Raw genomic sequence first — 13,676 nt, 5'->3', positions numbered from 1 at the left:
GCCTATTCCGCCGGCGCGGCCGCGCTCACGGCGGGCCGGCGGCGGCGCCAGCCGTCGAGCGCCAGATACACCACGGGCGTGGTGTAGAGCGTCAGCAACTGCGACAGCAGCAGCCCGCCGATGATGGTGACACCAAGCGGCCGGTGCAGCTCCGCCCCCGCGCCGGTCGCGATCGCCAATGGCACGGCGCCGAACAGGGCGGCCAGCGTGGTCATCAGGATGGGGCGGAAGCGGTCGCGGCAGGCTTCCAGGATGGAGGTCATGCCGTCCGCGCCATGCTCGCGCTCATGCTCCAGCGCGAAGTCGATCATCATGATGGCGTTCTTCTTGACGATGCCCATCAGCAGGATGATGCCGATCAGCGCGATCACTGACAGTTCCATGCCGGTCACCAGCAGGGCCACCAGGGCGCCGATGCCGGCGGTGGGCAGGGTGGACAGGATGGTGATGGGGTGGATGAAGCTTTCGTACAGCACGCCCAGCACGATGTAGATGGTCAGCAGCGCGGCCAGGATCAGCAGCGGCATGGAGCTGCCGAAGGCCTGCGCCGCGGCGGCGTTGCCGCCGTACTGGCCGCGGATGGTATCCGGCATGCCGGCTTCCAGTTCCGCCTGCTGCAACAGCGGCGGTACGTCGCCCAGCGCGATGGAGGGGTCGAGGTTGAAGGAGATGGTGGTCGCGGGATACTGGCCGCGATGCGTGACCCGCAGCGGCGCCACGTCGCGCTGCACGCGGGCCAGCGCCTTGAGCGGCACCATGGTGCCGTCCGAGGCGGGCACGAACACATGGTCGAAATCCGTGGCGTCCTGCTGCAGGCCGGGCGTGATCTCCAGCACCACGCGGTACTGGTTGCGCGGGCCGTAGATGGTGGACACCTGCCGCTGGCTGAAGGCATCGTTGAAGGTGTTGCTGATGTCGTCGATGCCGACGCCGAGCCGCGCCGCCGCGTCGCGATCAATGATCAGCCGGTTGACCAGCCCCGTGCGCTCCTGGTCCGAGGACACGTCGTTGATGCCGGACACGGTGCGCAACTTGTCCACCATGCGCTCCGTCCAGGTCCGCAACTCGTCGAGGTCGGGGCCGAGCAGGCTGTAGCTGTAGGCGGCGTTGCCGGGGCGGCCGCCGATGTTCAGCTCCTGCTCCGCCCGCAGGAACACCTGCGCGCCCGCGATACGCGACAGGGGCCCGCGCAGCCGCGCGATGACATCGTTGATCGGCGGCCGCTCGCCCAACGGCTTCAGGGTGATGAAGAACTGGCCGGAATTGGTGGAGCTGTTGAAGCCGCTGCCGATGGAGCCGCTGATGTTCAGGATGGCGGGGTCGGCGCGGATGATGTCGGCGGCGCGGGTGTGCAGCGCCAGCATGGCGTTGAACGACGTGTCGGAAGCCGCCTGCACGGTGCCGCGCAGCAGCCCCGTGTCCTGTTCCGGAAAGAAGCCCTTGGGCACCACCACGTAAAGCCACACCGTCAGCCCGACCAGCCCCAGCGTCCCCACCAGCATCAGGCGCCGGAAGCGCAGCACGGTGCCGAGGCTCCGGAGGTAGCCGCGCTGCAGCCAGCCCAGCACCGCCTCGAAAAAACGGCCGAAGCGGCCGGGGGGGCGGTGCGCGTCGCTGGCCAGGCGGGCCGCGACCATGGGCGTGACGGTGAGCGAGATCACGGCGGACAGCACCACGGCGGTGGCCAGCGTGACGGAGAATTCGCGGAACAGCCGGCCGATGATGCCCGGCATGGCCAGCAGCGGCAGGAACACCGCCACCAGCGACACGGTGATGGAGACGATGGTGAAGCCGATCTCCCGCGCGCCCTGCAGCGCCGCCTGCAATGGCGGCATGCCGCGCTCACGCAGCCGCGCCATGTTCTCGATCATGACGATGGCGTCGTCCACCACGAAGCCGACGGAGATGGTCAGCGCCATCAGCGAGAAGTTGTTGAGCGAATAGCCCAGCCACCACATGACGCAGAGCGTGCCGAGCAGCGACAGTGGCACGGAGATGCAGGCCGCCAGCACGGAGGACTTGCGGCGCAGAAACGCGGCGACGACGAGGATGACCAGCGCGATGCTGATCAGCAGCGTCTTTTCCACTTCATGCACGCTGGCGCGGATGGTGCGGGAGCGGTCGTTCTGGATCAGCAGCCGGGTGCCCGCGGGCAGCAGGTTCTCCAGTTCCGGCAGCATCTCCTGTACGCCGTCCACCACCTCGATGACGTTGGCGTCCGGCTGCTTGTAGACCTGCAGCAGCACGGATGGCGTGTCGTTGTACCAGGCTGCCTGCCGGCGGTTGCGGCTGCCGTCCGTCACGCGGGCGATGCCGGACAGGCGGACGATGCCGGTGTCGGTAGACTTGACCACCAGGGTCGCGAACTGCTCCGCCTCGCTCAGCCTGTCGTTCAGCGACAGCGCGGCGGACTGCCCCGCGCCTTCCACCATGCCGATCGGCGAGGTGACGTTGGCGGTGTTGATGGCGGTCCGCACCTGTTCCAGCGAGATGCCGGCCGCGGCCGCCGCCGCCGGGTCCACCGCCACGCGCACCGCCGGCTGGTCGGCGCCGCCCACCTGCACCTGCGCGATGCCCTGCACGCGGGACAGCTGCGGGGCCACGATGCTGTCGGCCAAGTCGTAAAGCCCGGTGGTGGGCAGGCGGTCGGAGGTGAGGGCCAGGATCATCACCGGCGCATCGGCCGGATTGAACTTGCGCACGCTGGGCGGGTTGGGCAGACCGGACGGCAGGTCCTGCCGCGCCGCGTTGACCGCCGCCTGCACGTCCCGCGCCACGCTGGCCTGGGTGCGGGCGATGTCGAACTGCACGATGATGTTGCCGCTGCCGGTATTGGCGAAGGACGTCATCTCCGTGATGCCGGCGATCTCGCCGATGCGGCGTTCGAGCGGCGCGATCACGGTGGCCGCCAGGGTTTCCGGGTTGGCGCCCGGCTGGCTGACGGAGACCAGCACCGTCGGCAGGTCCACGCGCGGCAGGGCCGAGACCGGCAGCTCGAAGAACGCGGCGATGCCGGCCAGCGCCAGCCCCAGCGCCATCAGCAGCGTGGCGACGGGCCGGCGGATGAAGGGGGCGGAGATGGAGAACATCGGCTCACTCCGCCGGGGCGGCGGCGGGGCGCCGCCAGCGGTCGACGCGGGCGCGGGCGCCCTCCATCGCCAAGTAGATGGCGGGCGTGGTGAACAGCGTGATAATCTGGCTCAGGATCAGCCCGCCGACGATGGAGACGCCCAGCGGCTGGCGCAGCTCGGCCCCCGTGCCGGTGCCGAGCATCAGCGGCAGCGCGCCCAGTAGGGCCGCGGCCGTGGTCATCATGATCGGACGGAAGCGCAGCAGGGCCGCCTCCCGGATCGCGTCGGGCGGTGCCATGCCGTGCTCGCGCTGCGCTTCCAGCGCGAAGTCGATCATCATGATGGCGTTCTTCTTGACGATGCCCATCAGCAGGATGATGCCGATCAGCCCCACCACCGACAGGTCCATCCCCGCCAGCTCCAGCGCCAGCAGCGCGCCGATGCCGGCGGACGGCAGCGTGGACAGGATGGTGATGGGGTGGATGAAGCTCTCGTAGAGCATGCCCAGCACCAGGTAGATCACCACCACCGCCGCCAGGATCAGCCAGGGCTGGCCGGCCAGCGAGCTGTCGAACTCCGCCGCGTCGCCCACGAAGCGCCCGTTGATGGTGCCGGGCATGGCGAGGTCGCGTTCCGCCGCGCGCACGGCGGCCACCGCGTCGCCCAGCGCGGCGCCGGGGGCGAGGTTGAAGCTGAGCGTGACGGCGGGGAACTGGTTTTCCCGCGTGACCAGCAGCGGCCCGTTGGTGCGGGTGATGGCGGCGATCTCGGCCAGCGGCACCTGCGCCGTGCTGCCGGTGATGCGCAGTTGCCCGACGGCCGAAGCATCGGTGCGGATGGCATCACTGGCTTCCAGCACCACGCGGTACTGGTTGCTTTGGCCGTAGATGGTGGAGATCTGCCGCTGGCCATAGGCATCGTACAACGCGTTGACCACGGCCTGCATGGTGATGCCGAGCCGCGCCGCGCGGTCGCGGTCCACGCGGATCTGCAGCCGCAGGCCCCCGTCCCGCTGGTCGGAAGCGACGTCGCGCAGTTCCGGCTGGTTGCGCAGCCGGTCCAGCAGCTGCGGCGCCCACTGCCCCAGCTCATCCGCGTCGGTATCCGTCAGCAGGTACTGGTAGGCGGTTGTGGCGGTGCGGGTGCCGATCTGGATGTCCTGCACCGCCTGGGCATAGGCGGCGATGCCGGGCACGGCGGCCATGCGCGGCTTCAGCCGCTCGATCACCGCGAAGGCGTCGGCGTCGCGCTGCTCGCGCGGCTTCAGCACCGCGGTGACGCGGCCGGTGTTCTGCGCCGGGTTCAACGTGCCGGAGCCGGCGACGGAAGCGACCGAGGCCACGGCCGGGTCCCGCCGCACCACCGCCGCCAGCGCCCCCTGCATCTCGGCGAGGCGGGCGAAGGAGGTGTCCTGCGGCGCCTCGGTGGTGATCAGCAGCAGGCCGGTGTCCTGCTGCGGCAGAAAGCCCTTGGGCATGACCACGTAGAGCCAGCCGGTCAGCACCACACTGGCGGCGGCGACCAGCAGCGTCGCCACCTGGTGCCGCATGGTGAAGGCCAGCGCGCCGGCGTAGCGGTCGCGCAGCCAATCGAAGCCCCGGCCGGTCCAGCGCGCGGCGAGGCCGGGGTTGTCGTGCGCGCCGGCGCGCAGCACCAGCGCGCACATCATCGGCGTCAGCGTCAGCGACACCACCATGGACACCAGCACGGCGGCGGTCAGGGTTTCCGCGAACTCGCGGAACAGCCGGCCGACCACGCCCTCCATGAACAGCAGCGGAATGAACACCGCGATCAGCGACACGGTCAGCGACACGATGGTGAAGGCGATCTGCTTGGAGCCCTCAAAGGCCGCTTGCAGCGGCTTCATGCCCTTTTCCATCAGCCGCACGATGTTCTCGATCATCACGATCGCATCGTCCACCACGAAGCCGGCGGCGATGGTCAGCGCCATCAGGGACAGGTTGTCCAGCGAATATCCCATCGCCGCCATCACGCCGAAGGTGCCGATGATGGACAGCGGCAGCGACACCGCCGGCACCAGGGTCGCGCGCAGGCTGCCGAGGAACAGGTAGATGACGCCCACCACCAGCGCGATGGACAGCACCAGGGTGAACTGCACCTCATGCACGCTGGCGCGGATGGTTTCGGTGCGGTCGCTCACCAGGGCCAGGCGCGCGCCCGCGGGAATGGCGGTGCGCAGCTCCGGCAGGATGGCCTGGATCTGCGCGACGGTGCTGACGATGTTGGCGCCGGGCTGGCGCTGCACGTCGATCAGGATGGCCTCGTGCCCATCGTGCCAGGCGCCGTTGCGGGCGTTTTCCAGCGCTTCCACCGCCGTGCCGACGTCGCGCAGCCGCACGGGCGCGCCGTTGGCGAAGGCGATCACGACATCGGCGAACTCGGCCGCCGTGGTGATCTGGTCGTTGGCCAGGATGGTGGAGGATTGCCGCGGCCCGTCCAGCGAGCCCTTGGGGGAATTCAGGTTGGCGTTGATGACGGCGGTGCGCACCGCCTCCATCCCCAGGCCATAGGCGGCCAGCCGCGCCGGGTCGATGCGCAGCCGCACGGCGGGGCGCATGTTGCCCTGCACCGTCACGCGGCCGACGCCGCTGACCTGCGCCAGCTTCTGCGCCAGCAGCGTGTCGGCGGTGTCCGACAGCCGCGCCATGGGCAAGGTGTCAGAGCTCAGCGCCAGCGTCACGATCGGCGGGTCGGCCGGGTTCACCTTGGAATACAGCGGCGGGTAGGGCAGCGTGCTGGGCAGCGTGCCGCGCGCCGCGTCCAGCGCCGCCTGCACGTCCTGCGTCGCCTCGTCCATGCTCTTGGCCAGCACGAACTGCAGCGTGATGCGGCTGACGCCCGGGCCGGACACCGAGGACATGCTGGCCAGCCCGGAGATCTGCGCGAGCTGCCGTTCCAGCGGCGCCGTCACCAGCAAGGCCGAGGTTTCGGACGACGCGCCGGGCAGCTGCGTGCTGATCTCGATGGTCGGGAAGTCGACGTTGGGCAAGGCCGAGACCGGCAGCCGCAGATAGCCCAGCACCCCCGCCAGCAGCACCGCGATGGCCAGCAGCGTGGTGGCGACGGGGCGGGCGATGAAGGGGGCGGCGATGTTCACGGCGTGGCACCCGTGGTGGCGCCGGGCGCCGATGCGGGGGGCGGGGTGGGCGCCGCGCCGGGGCGGGTGCGCTCGCGCCGCGGGCCGCTTTCGCCGGCCGGCGCCGTGCGGGCGGGCGCGGCCGCGGGCTCGGCCACCGCCACGCGGCTGCCGGGGTTGAGCCGCAGCGCGCCGGAGGTGACGACGTTCTCGCCCACCGCCAGCCCTTCGGCGATCACCGCCTCGTCCTGCGTCACGGCGCCGAGCTTCAGGTCGCGCATCTCCACCGTGTTGTCGGGCTTGACCACGAAGGCGAAGGCGCCGCGCGGGCCCTGCTGCACCGCCACCAGCGGCACCACCACGGCATTCTGCACCACCTCCATGCGGATGCGCAGGTTCACAAAGGCCGCCGGCCACAGCCGCCCGCCGTCATTGGCGAACACGGCCTTGACCTTCACGGTGCCGGTGGTGGGGTCAACCGCGTTGTCCACCGTCAGCACGGTGCCGCCCTCCACCGCCTCGCCCGGCAGGGCGGGCACGCTGCTCACCGGCACGGGGCCGGCGGCCATGGCGCGCAGCAGCCTCGGCAGCTCCTGCTGTGGCAGGCTGAAGGTGACGCCGATGGGCCGCAGCTGCGTGACGGTAACGATGCCGTTGCTGTCGGACGTGCCCACCAGGTTGCCCGCATCCACCTGCCGCAGGCCGACGCGCCCGGCGATGGGGCTGCGGATGGTGGTGAAGTCCAGCTGGGTCTTCGCCGTGTCGATGGCCGCCTGGTCCTGCTGGATCTGCGCCTCGTACATCGCCACCTGCGAGCGCTGCGTGTCCACCTGCTGGCGCGTGACGCCGCTGGCGGCCAGCAGCGACTGGTAGCGGGCAAGGTCGGTGCGGGCATTGGCCAGCTGCGCGGCGTCGAACGCCCGCTTGGCCTCGGCCTGGGCCAGGGCGGCGCGGTAGGTGCGGTCGTCGATGCGCGCCAGCACGTCCCCGGCCTTCACCTCCTGGCCTTCCTGGAACAGCACCTCCATCAACTGCCCCGACACCTGGGAGCGGACGGTGACGCTGGCCAGCGCCGCCGCCGTGCCCAGCGTGTCCAGCGTCAGGGGCAGGTCGCGCCGCGTGGCGGCGGCCATCGTCACGGGAATGGCCTGCGCACCCGGGCCGGCGGCACCGCCCGCCCCGCGCCGCTGCCCTTGGCCCTGGCCCTGGGCCGCCGGCTGCGCGGCGGTGCGGGCGTTCCACCACCACCAGCCGGCGGCCAGGAGGCCTGCCAGCAACAGCAGCAGCATGAAAAGGCGGAACGCTCGGGCCATCGTGGTCTTTCGGCTCATGGTTGCCACCCGCCGCCCAGCGCCCGGAACAGGCCGACGGCGGCTTGCAGCCGCTGCAGCCGCGCCGACACCAGCGCGTTGCGCGCGGTATAAAGGGTCTGCTGGGTGTTCAGCAGGGTGATCAGGTTGATGGTGCCGGCGCGCAGCTGCGATTCCGCGATGCCGGCGGCGCGTGACGCGCGGCCTTCCGCTTCCACCCGCAGCCGCTCCTGCTCCGTGGTTTCGCGCAGCGCCACCAGGGAATCCTCGACATCCGCCAGGGCGGCCACGATGGCGCGGCGGTATTCCACCACCAGCTCCTCGGCCTGCGCCTGCGTCAGGTCCACCCGCCCGCGCAACGCGCCGTTGTCGAAGATGGTCTGCGTCACGCCGGACGCCAGCGACCAGACCTGGGCATCCGGCCGCAGCAGCGTGCCGAACACGGCGCCGCTGAGGCCGCCGGAGGCCGACAGCGTCACGCTCGGCAACAGCGCCGCGCGGGCGGCGGCGATGTCGGCGTTGCTGGCGGCGAGCTGCGCCTCGGCCGCGTAAACGTCCGGGCGGCGGGCCAGCAGCTCGCTCGGCAGGCCGGGGGTGGTGGAGGGCACGCGCAGCGTGTCCAGCCCGCCGGCCGCGACCTCTACTTCCTCGGGCGGGCGGCCCAGCAGCACCGCCAGCGCGTTGGTGCTTTGCGCGATGCCCTGCCGCAGCGAGGGCAGCTGCGCTTCCTGCTGCGCCACCACGGTTTCCTGCTGCGCCAGGTCCAGCCCCGTGGCGATGCCCGCGGCCACCTGGGCGCGGATCACGGTGAGGATGCGCCGCGCGGCTTCCAGGTTCTCTGTTTGCACGCGCAGCTGCTCGCGCGTCGCCACGATGTCGAAATAGGTGTTGGCCACGCTGCTCTGGGTGGTCAGCATCACCGTCACGGCATCGAAGCGCGAGGCCACTGCCGCCAGCCGGGCGGCGTCCGCCGTGTTGCGGTTGCGGCCCCAGAAATCGATCTCGTAGCTGGCCGACAGCGTGGCGTCATAGGCGGTGCTGCGGCGGAAGCCGCCGACCTGGCGGCGCGACGCATTCGCCCCGGCGCTGACAAAGGGCAGTAGCGGAGAGCCCGCGATGCGCGCCTGCGCGTCCGCCTGCCGCACCCGCGCGGCGGCGGCGGCGAGATCAAAGGCGCCAGCGGCGGATTCGGCCATCAGCCGGTCCAGCTCCGGCGCGTTGAAGCCGCGCCACCAATGCGGGTCCGGCCATTGCGCGGGGGCGCGGGCGGCGGCGTCGCGAAAGGCGGCGGGGGTGCTCAGGCCGGATTGCGCGGGGTCGGGGCGGAAGGCGCAGCCGGCCAGCAGCAGCACGGCCAGCAGGGCGGGGGCGGCGCGGCTCATTCGGCGTGCCCCGGCAGGTCCGCCAGCAAGCGGCGGCGGCCATCGGGCGAGATGGCGGCGGTGGCCTTGGTCAGGCTGTTCTCATAGCTTTCGCTGAACGCCCGCCAGCCTTCCCGGCCGGCCTGCAGCGCCGCGCGCAGCGCGTCCTCGGAAAACGGCTCGGCGCCGAGGGCCGCGGCGATGGCGGGGGCCGTTTGCCGCATGCTCTGCTGCGCCGCCTCGTAGCTCGGGCGGTTGGCTTCCATGATGCGGCGGAAGGTGACGCGGTCTTCCTCGCCCAAGGCGCGTTCCATGCGTGCCTCCAGGCCGCGCACGCCGCGCGGCCGGGCCGGGCCCTGCCAGAACAGCAGCGCGGCGAAGACGAGGTTGAGGGCGAGGGAAGCGCCAAGCGCCGCCCTCAGGGCCATCCCGGCGGAAATGCGCATGGTCAGTCGGTGCTCTCGATCATCGCGATCTGGCGCGGCGCGCTGAAGTCCGCCGTGCCGGTGAAAGGGGAAGGCGGCGACAGGCTGAGCCACACGCCGCAGGCCGCCAGCGCCAGCACGGCACCGCCGCCCATGGGCAACAGGGGCCGCAGCCACTGCCGCCAGCCGGGACGCGCCGGCAAAGGCGAGCGTGCCACTTCCCGCGCCACATGGGCGCGCATGCGGGCCAGCGCCGCGTCGTCCGGCCCGGCCCGGCTGGCGCGCAGCCGCGCGTCCAGCCGGGCCGCCGCCCGCAGGCGCCGCTGCGCCTCCGGGCTTTCCGCCAGCAGGGCGCGGGCGGCCGGGGCCTCGGCCGCCGGCCAGCGCGCCAAGTCGGCGCCGTGGCTGTCCAACAGGTCGGCGAAGCGGACCATGCGCATGCTCATCCTCCCTCTCCGCCCAACCGCGCGGCCAGAAACCGCCGGGCCCGCCGCAGCAGCCCTTCCAGCGCCCGGGTGGACACGGACAGTGCGGCGGCGGCCTCGGCCCCCGGCATCTCGTTGTCGTAGAACAGTGCCAGTGCCGCCCGCTGGCGCGCCGGCAGCTCGGCCACCGCTTCCGCCAGGGCCAGGCGCTGCTGGCGGTCGGACAGCCGCTGCTCGGGGTCGGGGCCGGGGTCGCGCAGGGCCTGGTCGGGCGCCACGGCGGGGCGCCAGGCCCGCCGCCGGTCGATCGCGATGTTGGTGGCGATGCGATGCAGCCAGGTCGAGACGCTTGCGCGGGCAGGGTCGAAGCGCGCCGCCGCCTGCCAGGCGCGGAGCATGGCTTCCTGCGCCACCTCCTCGGCCGCGCCGCTGTCGCCGGTGATGCGGCAGGCAACGCGGAACAGCCGGGGCAGGTGGCGCAGCGCCAGCCGGTCAAAGGCCCGGCGGTCGCCTTCCGCCGCCCAGCCGAGCAGCAGCTCGTCCGCCGCCGCGTCCAGGTCGCGGTCCAGCGGCGCGGCGCCGGCGTTCAGGCGCGGGGCGATGGGCGGCTCGGCCCTGCGGGCCCGGAGGAGAAGCGAGACGGACATGCGCGGCCCTGCTGTTCCTCCATGATACGGACCGGGATGGCGGAACCCACGCGGCGGCCTCCGATTTATTTCGTGCCGTACAGCCGGTCCCCGGCGTCGCCGAGCCCGGGGCGGATGTAGCCACGCTCGTCGAGCTGCCGGTCGACCGCGCAGGTGAAGACCGGCACGTCCGGGTGGGCCCGGGTCAGCACCTCCAGGCCCTCGGGCGCCGCCAGCAGGCAGGCGAAGCGCAACTGCGTGGCGCCGGCCTGCTTCAGCAGCGCCAGCGCGGCGGCGGCGGAATGGCCGGTCGCCAGCATCGGGTCCACCACGATCACCAGCCGATCGCCGATGTCCTCGGGCAGCTTGCGATAGTATTCCACGGGCCGCAGCGTCTCATGGTCGCGGAAAAGGCCGACATGGCCGACCCGGGCGGAAGGCAGCAGCTCCAGCATGCCGTCCGCGATGCCGTTGCCGGCGCGCAGGATGGACACGATGCACAGCTTTTTGCCCGCCAGGATCGGCGCCTGCATCACCTCCAGCGGAGTTTCGATCTCGGTCAGCTCGATCGGCAGGTCGCGTGTCAGCTCATAGGCCATCAGCAGGCTGATCTCGCGCGCCAGGCGCCGGAACTCGCTGGTCGCCGTGCCGACCTGGCGCAGCAGGGTCAGCTTGTGACGCACCAGCGGATGGCCGATCACCGTGACCTGGGCGGGGAGGGTGGTGTTGTCGGCCATCGTCGCTCTCCTATGCTGCGGCTGCTCTTCCGCTACCCTGGGGGGGAGTGTCCAGTGTTCAGCATATCGCGCAATGAAACGTGGAATATATGATTAGCCTTCGGTGTTGCGTGTTTTGCCGCGCTGCGGCACGCTCCGGGTTCATCGCCGTTGGAGCCACCCGATGGACCGCCGTGATTTCCTGAAGCACACCGGCCTCGCCGCCGCCGGGCTGCTCGCCGCGCCGGCCGTGCGCGCGCAGGGCAGCTGGCCCAACCGGCCGATCCGCATGATCGTGCCCTACACGCCCGGCGCCGCGACGGACGCCATGGCCCGCCTCGCCGCGCTGAAGATGCAGGAAGCGCTGGGCGTCACCGTGGTGGTGGAGAACCGCTCGGGCGGCAGCGGCACGCTGGGTGGCCAGGCGATGCTGCAGGCCCCGCCCGACGGCTACACCGTGATGGGCTCCGCCTCGATCCATCCCATGGCCCGGTACGTGATGAAAAGCGTGCCCTACGACCCCATCGCCGACTTTCTGCCGCTGGCCCGCACCGCGCGCGGCCCCTGCGTGCTGGTGATGGACCCGCGGCTGGCGCCGAGGTCGGTGGCCGAGCTGATCGCGGCGGTAAAGGCCGAGCCGCGCAGATGGTCCTTCGCCACCTCCTCGCTCGGCGCCGCCGGGCATCTGGCGTCCATCGAGTTCAACCGCGCGGCGGGAACGGAGATCGAGGTGGTGCCGTATCGCGGCTCCGCCCCGGCGCTCACGGATGTGGCGGCCGGCAACGTGCAGCTGATGTTCGACCCCGTGCTGGCGACCCTGCCCATGGTGCGCGGCGGGCAGCTCAGGGGGCTGGGCATCGCCACGCCCACGCGCACGCCGCTGGCGGCGGAACTGCCGACCCTGGCGGAGTCCGGCCTGCCGGGCTTCGAGTTCTATTCCTGGTACGGCATCTGGGGCCCGCGCGGCCTGCCGCCGGAGATCGCGGCGCGGCTCAACAGCGTCATCGTGGAAGGCCTGCACCAGCCGGACATGGTGTCGCGCCTCGCGGCCCAGGGCTTCGAGCCGGTGCGGGAAACCATCCCGCAGGTGGAGGCCGCCATCGCCGAGGACGTTGCCCGCAGCGCCAAGCTGTTGCAGATCGCACAGTTCGAACCGCAATAAAGGTTGCCATGACAGACCCGACCGACCACGCCCTGGTCCGCGACTGGTTCCGCGAGCTGGCCGAGCACGTCCGCGCCGTGGACTTCGCCGCCGCGCGCCATCTCTTCGCCGAGGATTTCATCGCCTTCGGCACCTTCAGCGACTTCGTGCCCGGCCGCGACAACGCCGAGGCCAACCAGTGGCGCAAGGTCTGGCCCACCATCGACGGCTTCACCTGGAAGCTGGACGAGGTGCAGGCGCTGGTCTCGCCCGACCGGTTGTTCGCGGTGGGCATGGGGGTCTGGGATTCCACGGGCTACCACCCGGACGGCACGCCCTTTCCGCGCCCCGGCCGTGCCACCTGCTCCTTCCGGCGCAGTGCGGTGGGGGCACCGTGGGTGGCGACGCACACCCACATGTCGCTGTTCCGCAGCACGCCGGACGTGTCGCACGGCAACAAGCCGTTGGCGAGCTGACGCGGCCTGGCCAGGGGGCGCCCCCTGGCCAACCCCCCGTCAGCCCAGAAAGCGCCGCAGACTGGCCGCGATCCTGCTCCGCGCGTTTCGCGCCTTTTCCAGCAAGGCCGTCTGCCCCAGGAAGCCGTGCGGCATGCCGTCATAGATCACCATCTCATGCGCCACGCCGGCGTTTGTCAGGCGCCGGTCCAGGGCCAGCGTGTCGTCCAGCAGCGGGTCCAGCGCGGCGGCGATGAGCAGCAGGGGCGGCAGGCCTTCCAGCGGCGCGTCCAGCGGGCGGACCGCCGCGTCGTCGCGCCCGGTGCCGGCGAGGTAGGCATCCCAGAACCAGTCCAGCTTGGCGGTGGACAGGCCGAAGCGCCCGTCGCCCAGCTGCAAGTGCGACGGCGTCTGGTGCGCCGTGGACAGCATGCCGTAAACGATGGCGCCGAAGCCGATCACCGGGCCGCCCTCGTCGCGCAGCCGCAGCAGGCTGGACAGCGCCAGGTTGCCGCCGGCCGAGTCTCCGCCGATGCCGATGCGCAGCGGGTCGATCCTCAGCAAGGCGGCCTCGGTGTGCAACCAGCGCAGCACCGCCAGCACCTGTTCCAGCGCGGTGGGGAAGGGGTGTTCCGGGGCCAGGGCATAGTCCAGGCCGGCGACCACGACGCCGGCCTCCTCCGCCAGCTCGCGCTTCAGGCGGTCGGCGGTATCCAGGCTGCCAAAGGCGAAGCCGCCGCCATGGATGTGCAGGTAGACCGGCAACACGCCATCCTGGCCGCGCGGCCGATACAGCCGCACCCGCACCTCCGGCGTGGTGGGCAGCACATGCTCGGTGATGTCGGCGGCCGGGCCGCCCTCGTTGAGGAAGGCCTGGTAGCGGCCGGTATCGGCGCGTGCCTTGGCGGGCGGGTCGCGCAGCATGTCGCCGTTGGCCACGCCGCGCTCGCGGATGCGGGCCTGGGCTTGCAGCACCTCGGCGTCGAGCTGCGGGGCTTGAGGCAGGTCGTTCATCGCCGTCTGGTCTCCGCCTTTTGGGGGCGGAAACC

Annotated in this window: 11 protein-coding genes; 2 read left to right on the top strand and 9 right to left on the bottom strand. The window is 71.7% G+C overall.

All coding sequences use genetic code 11. The features are described from left to right. Positions 1–2 precede the first annotated feature (2 nt). From IAI59_RS19250 to upp, 8 genes are all read right to left on the bottom strand, one after another. On the bottom strand, positions 3–3,089 hold the full coding sequence (locus tag IAI59_RS19250) for an efflux RND transporter permease subunit (protein WP_207415994.1): 3,087 nt from the start codon (positions 3,087–3,089) through the stop codon (positions 3–5). 4 nt (positions 3,090–3,093) lie between these two features. Then, the gene (locus IAI59_RS19245; protein ID WP_207415993.1) at positions 3,094–6,189 is read right to left on the bottom strand and encodes an efflux RND transporter permease subunit; all 3,096 of its coding nucleotides are present in this window, start codon (positions 6,187–6,189) and stop codon (positions 3,094–3,096) included. Beyond that, entirely contained in the window at positions 6,186–7,499 is a 1,314-nt protein-coding gene (locus IAI59_RS19240; protein ID WP_207415992.1) for an efflux RND transporter periplasmic adaptor subunit, read from the bottom strand. The genes IAI59_RS19245 and IAI59_RS19240 overlap by 4 nt, the downstream gene beginning before the upstream one ends. Then, complete coding sequence (locus tag IAI59_RS19235; RefSeq protein ID WP_207415991.1) at positions 7,496–8,860, bottom strand: efflux transporter outer membrane subunit; 1,365 nt, start codon at positions 8,858–8,860, stop codon at positions 7,496–7,498. Before IAI59_RS19235 ends, IAI59_RS19240 begins: the two co-directional genes overlap by 4 nt. Next, positions 8,857–9,285 carry a periplasmic heavy metal sensor gene (locus IAI59_RS19230; protein WP_207415990.1) on the bottom strand — a complete coding sequence of 143 codons (429 nt, stop codon included), beginning with the start codon at positions 9,283–9,285 and terminating at the stop codon, positions 8,857–8,859. Before IAI59_RS19230 ends, IAI59_RS19235 begins: the two co-directional genes overlap by 4 nt. A 2-nt stretch (positions 9,286–9,287) precedes the next feature. Then, entirely contained in the window at positions 9,288–9,710 is a 423-nt protein-coding gene (locus IAI59_RS19225; RefSeq protein WP_207443888.1) for a hypothetical protein, read from the bottom strand. Beyond that, on the bottom strand, positions 9,707–10,336 hold the full coding sequence (locus IAI59_RS19220; protein ID WP_207415988.1) for a sigma-70 family RNA polymerase sigma factor: 630 nt from the start codon (positions 10,334–10,336) through the stop codon (positions 9,707–9,709). The genes IAI59_RS19225 and IAI59_RS19220 overlap by 4 nt, the downstream gene beginning before the upstream one ends. A gap of 65 nt (positions 10,337–10,401) precedes the next feature. After that, positions 10,402–11,052, bottom strand: a complete 651-nt coding sequence (gene upp, locus IAI59_RS19215; RefSeq protein ID WP_207415987.1) for a uracil phosphoribosyltransferase — start codon at positions 11,050–11,052, stop codon at positions 10,402–10,404. Between the two features lie 163 nt (positions 11,053–11,215). Here upp and IAI59_RS19210 point away from each other — a divergent pair, with 163 nt between their 5' ends. Together IAI59_RS19210 and IAI59_RS19205 are read left to right on the top strand one after the other, a co-directional pair. Continuing rightward, positions 11,216–12,193, top strand: coding sequence for a Bug family tripartite tricarboxylate transporter substrate binding protein (locus tag IAI59_RS19210; RefSeq protein ID WP_207415986.1), 978 nt, complete (start codon positions 11,216–11,218; stop codon positions 12,191–12,193). Positions 12,194–12,201: 8 nt separating this feature from the next. After that, on the top strand, positions 12,202–12,648 hold the full coding sequence (locus tag IAI59_RS19205; protein WP_207415985.1) for a YybH family protein: 447 nt from the start codon (positions 12,202–12,204) through the stop codon (positions 12,646–12,648). Between the two features lie 39 nt (positions 12,649–12,687). Here IAI59_RS19205 and IAI59_RS19200 read toward each other — a convergent pair whose 3' ends face one another. Next, positions 12,688–13,641 carry an alpha/beta hydrolase gene (locus IAI59_RS19200; protein WP_207415984.1) on the bottom strand — a complete coding sequence of 318 codons (954 nt, stop codon included), beginning with the start codon at positions 13,639–13,641 and terminating at the stop codon, positions 12,688–12,690. Positions 13,642–13,676: the final 35 nt, after the last annotated feature.

Origin of the sequence: Roseomonas haemaphysalidis, from assembly GCF_017355405.1 — a bacterium.
GTDB classification, from domain to species: Bacteria; Pseudomonadota; Alphaproteobacteria; order Acetobacterales; family Acetobacteraceae; genus Pseudoroseomonas; species Pseudoroseomonas haemaphysalidis.
Note: the sequence above shows the minus strand (reverse complement) of the source record. Positions and strands in the feature narration are given on the sequence as shown.

What these genes read in the sequence shown, in the direction of transcription:
- IAI59_RS19220 (WP_207415988.1), bottom strand. Translation starts at nt 10,336, where the DNA reads ATGTCCGTCTCGCTTCTCCTCCGGGCCCGCAGGGCCGAGCCGCCCATC.
- IAI59_RS19240 (WP_207415992.1), bottom strand. Translation starts at nt 7,499, where the DNA reads ATGAGCCGAAAGACCACGATGGCCCGAGCGTTCCGCCTTTTCATGCTG.
- IAI59_RS19235 (WP_207415991.1), bottom strand. Translation starts at nt 8,860, where the DNA reads ATGAGCCGCGCCGCCCCCGCCCTGCTGGCCGTGCTGCTGCTGGCCGGC.
- IAI59_RS19210 (WP_207415986.1), top strand. Translation starts at nt 11,216, where the DNA reads ATGGACCGCCGTGATTTCCTGAAGCACACCGGCCTCGCCGCCGCCGGG.
- IAI59_RS19250 (WP_207415994.1), bottom strand. Translation starts at nt 3,089, where the DNA reads ATGTTCTCCATCTCCGCCCCCTTCATCCGCCGGCCCGTCGCCACGCTG.
- IAI59_RS19230 (WP_207415990.1), bottom strand. Translation starts at nt 9,285, where the DNA reads ATGCGCATTTCCGCCGGGATGGCCCTGAGGGCGGCGCTTGGCGCTTCC.
- upp (WP_207415987.1), bottom strand. Translation starts at nt 11,052, where the DNA reads ATGGCCGACAACACCACCCTCCCCGCCCAGGTCACGGTGATCGGCCAT.
- IAI59_RS19225 (WP_207443888.1), bottom strand. Translation starts at nt 9,710, where the DNA reads ATGAGCATGCGCATGGTCCGCTTCGCCGACCTGTTGGACAGCCACGGC.
- IAI59_RS19200 (WP_207415984.1), bottom strand. Translation starts at nt 13,641, where the DNA reads ATGAACGACCTGCCTCAAGCCCCGCAGCTCGACGCCGAGGTGCTGCAA.
- IAI59_RS19205 (WP_207415985.1), top strand. Translation starts at nt 12,202, where the DNA reads ATGACAGACCCGACCGACCACGCCCTGGTCCGCGACTGGTTCCGCGAG.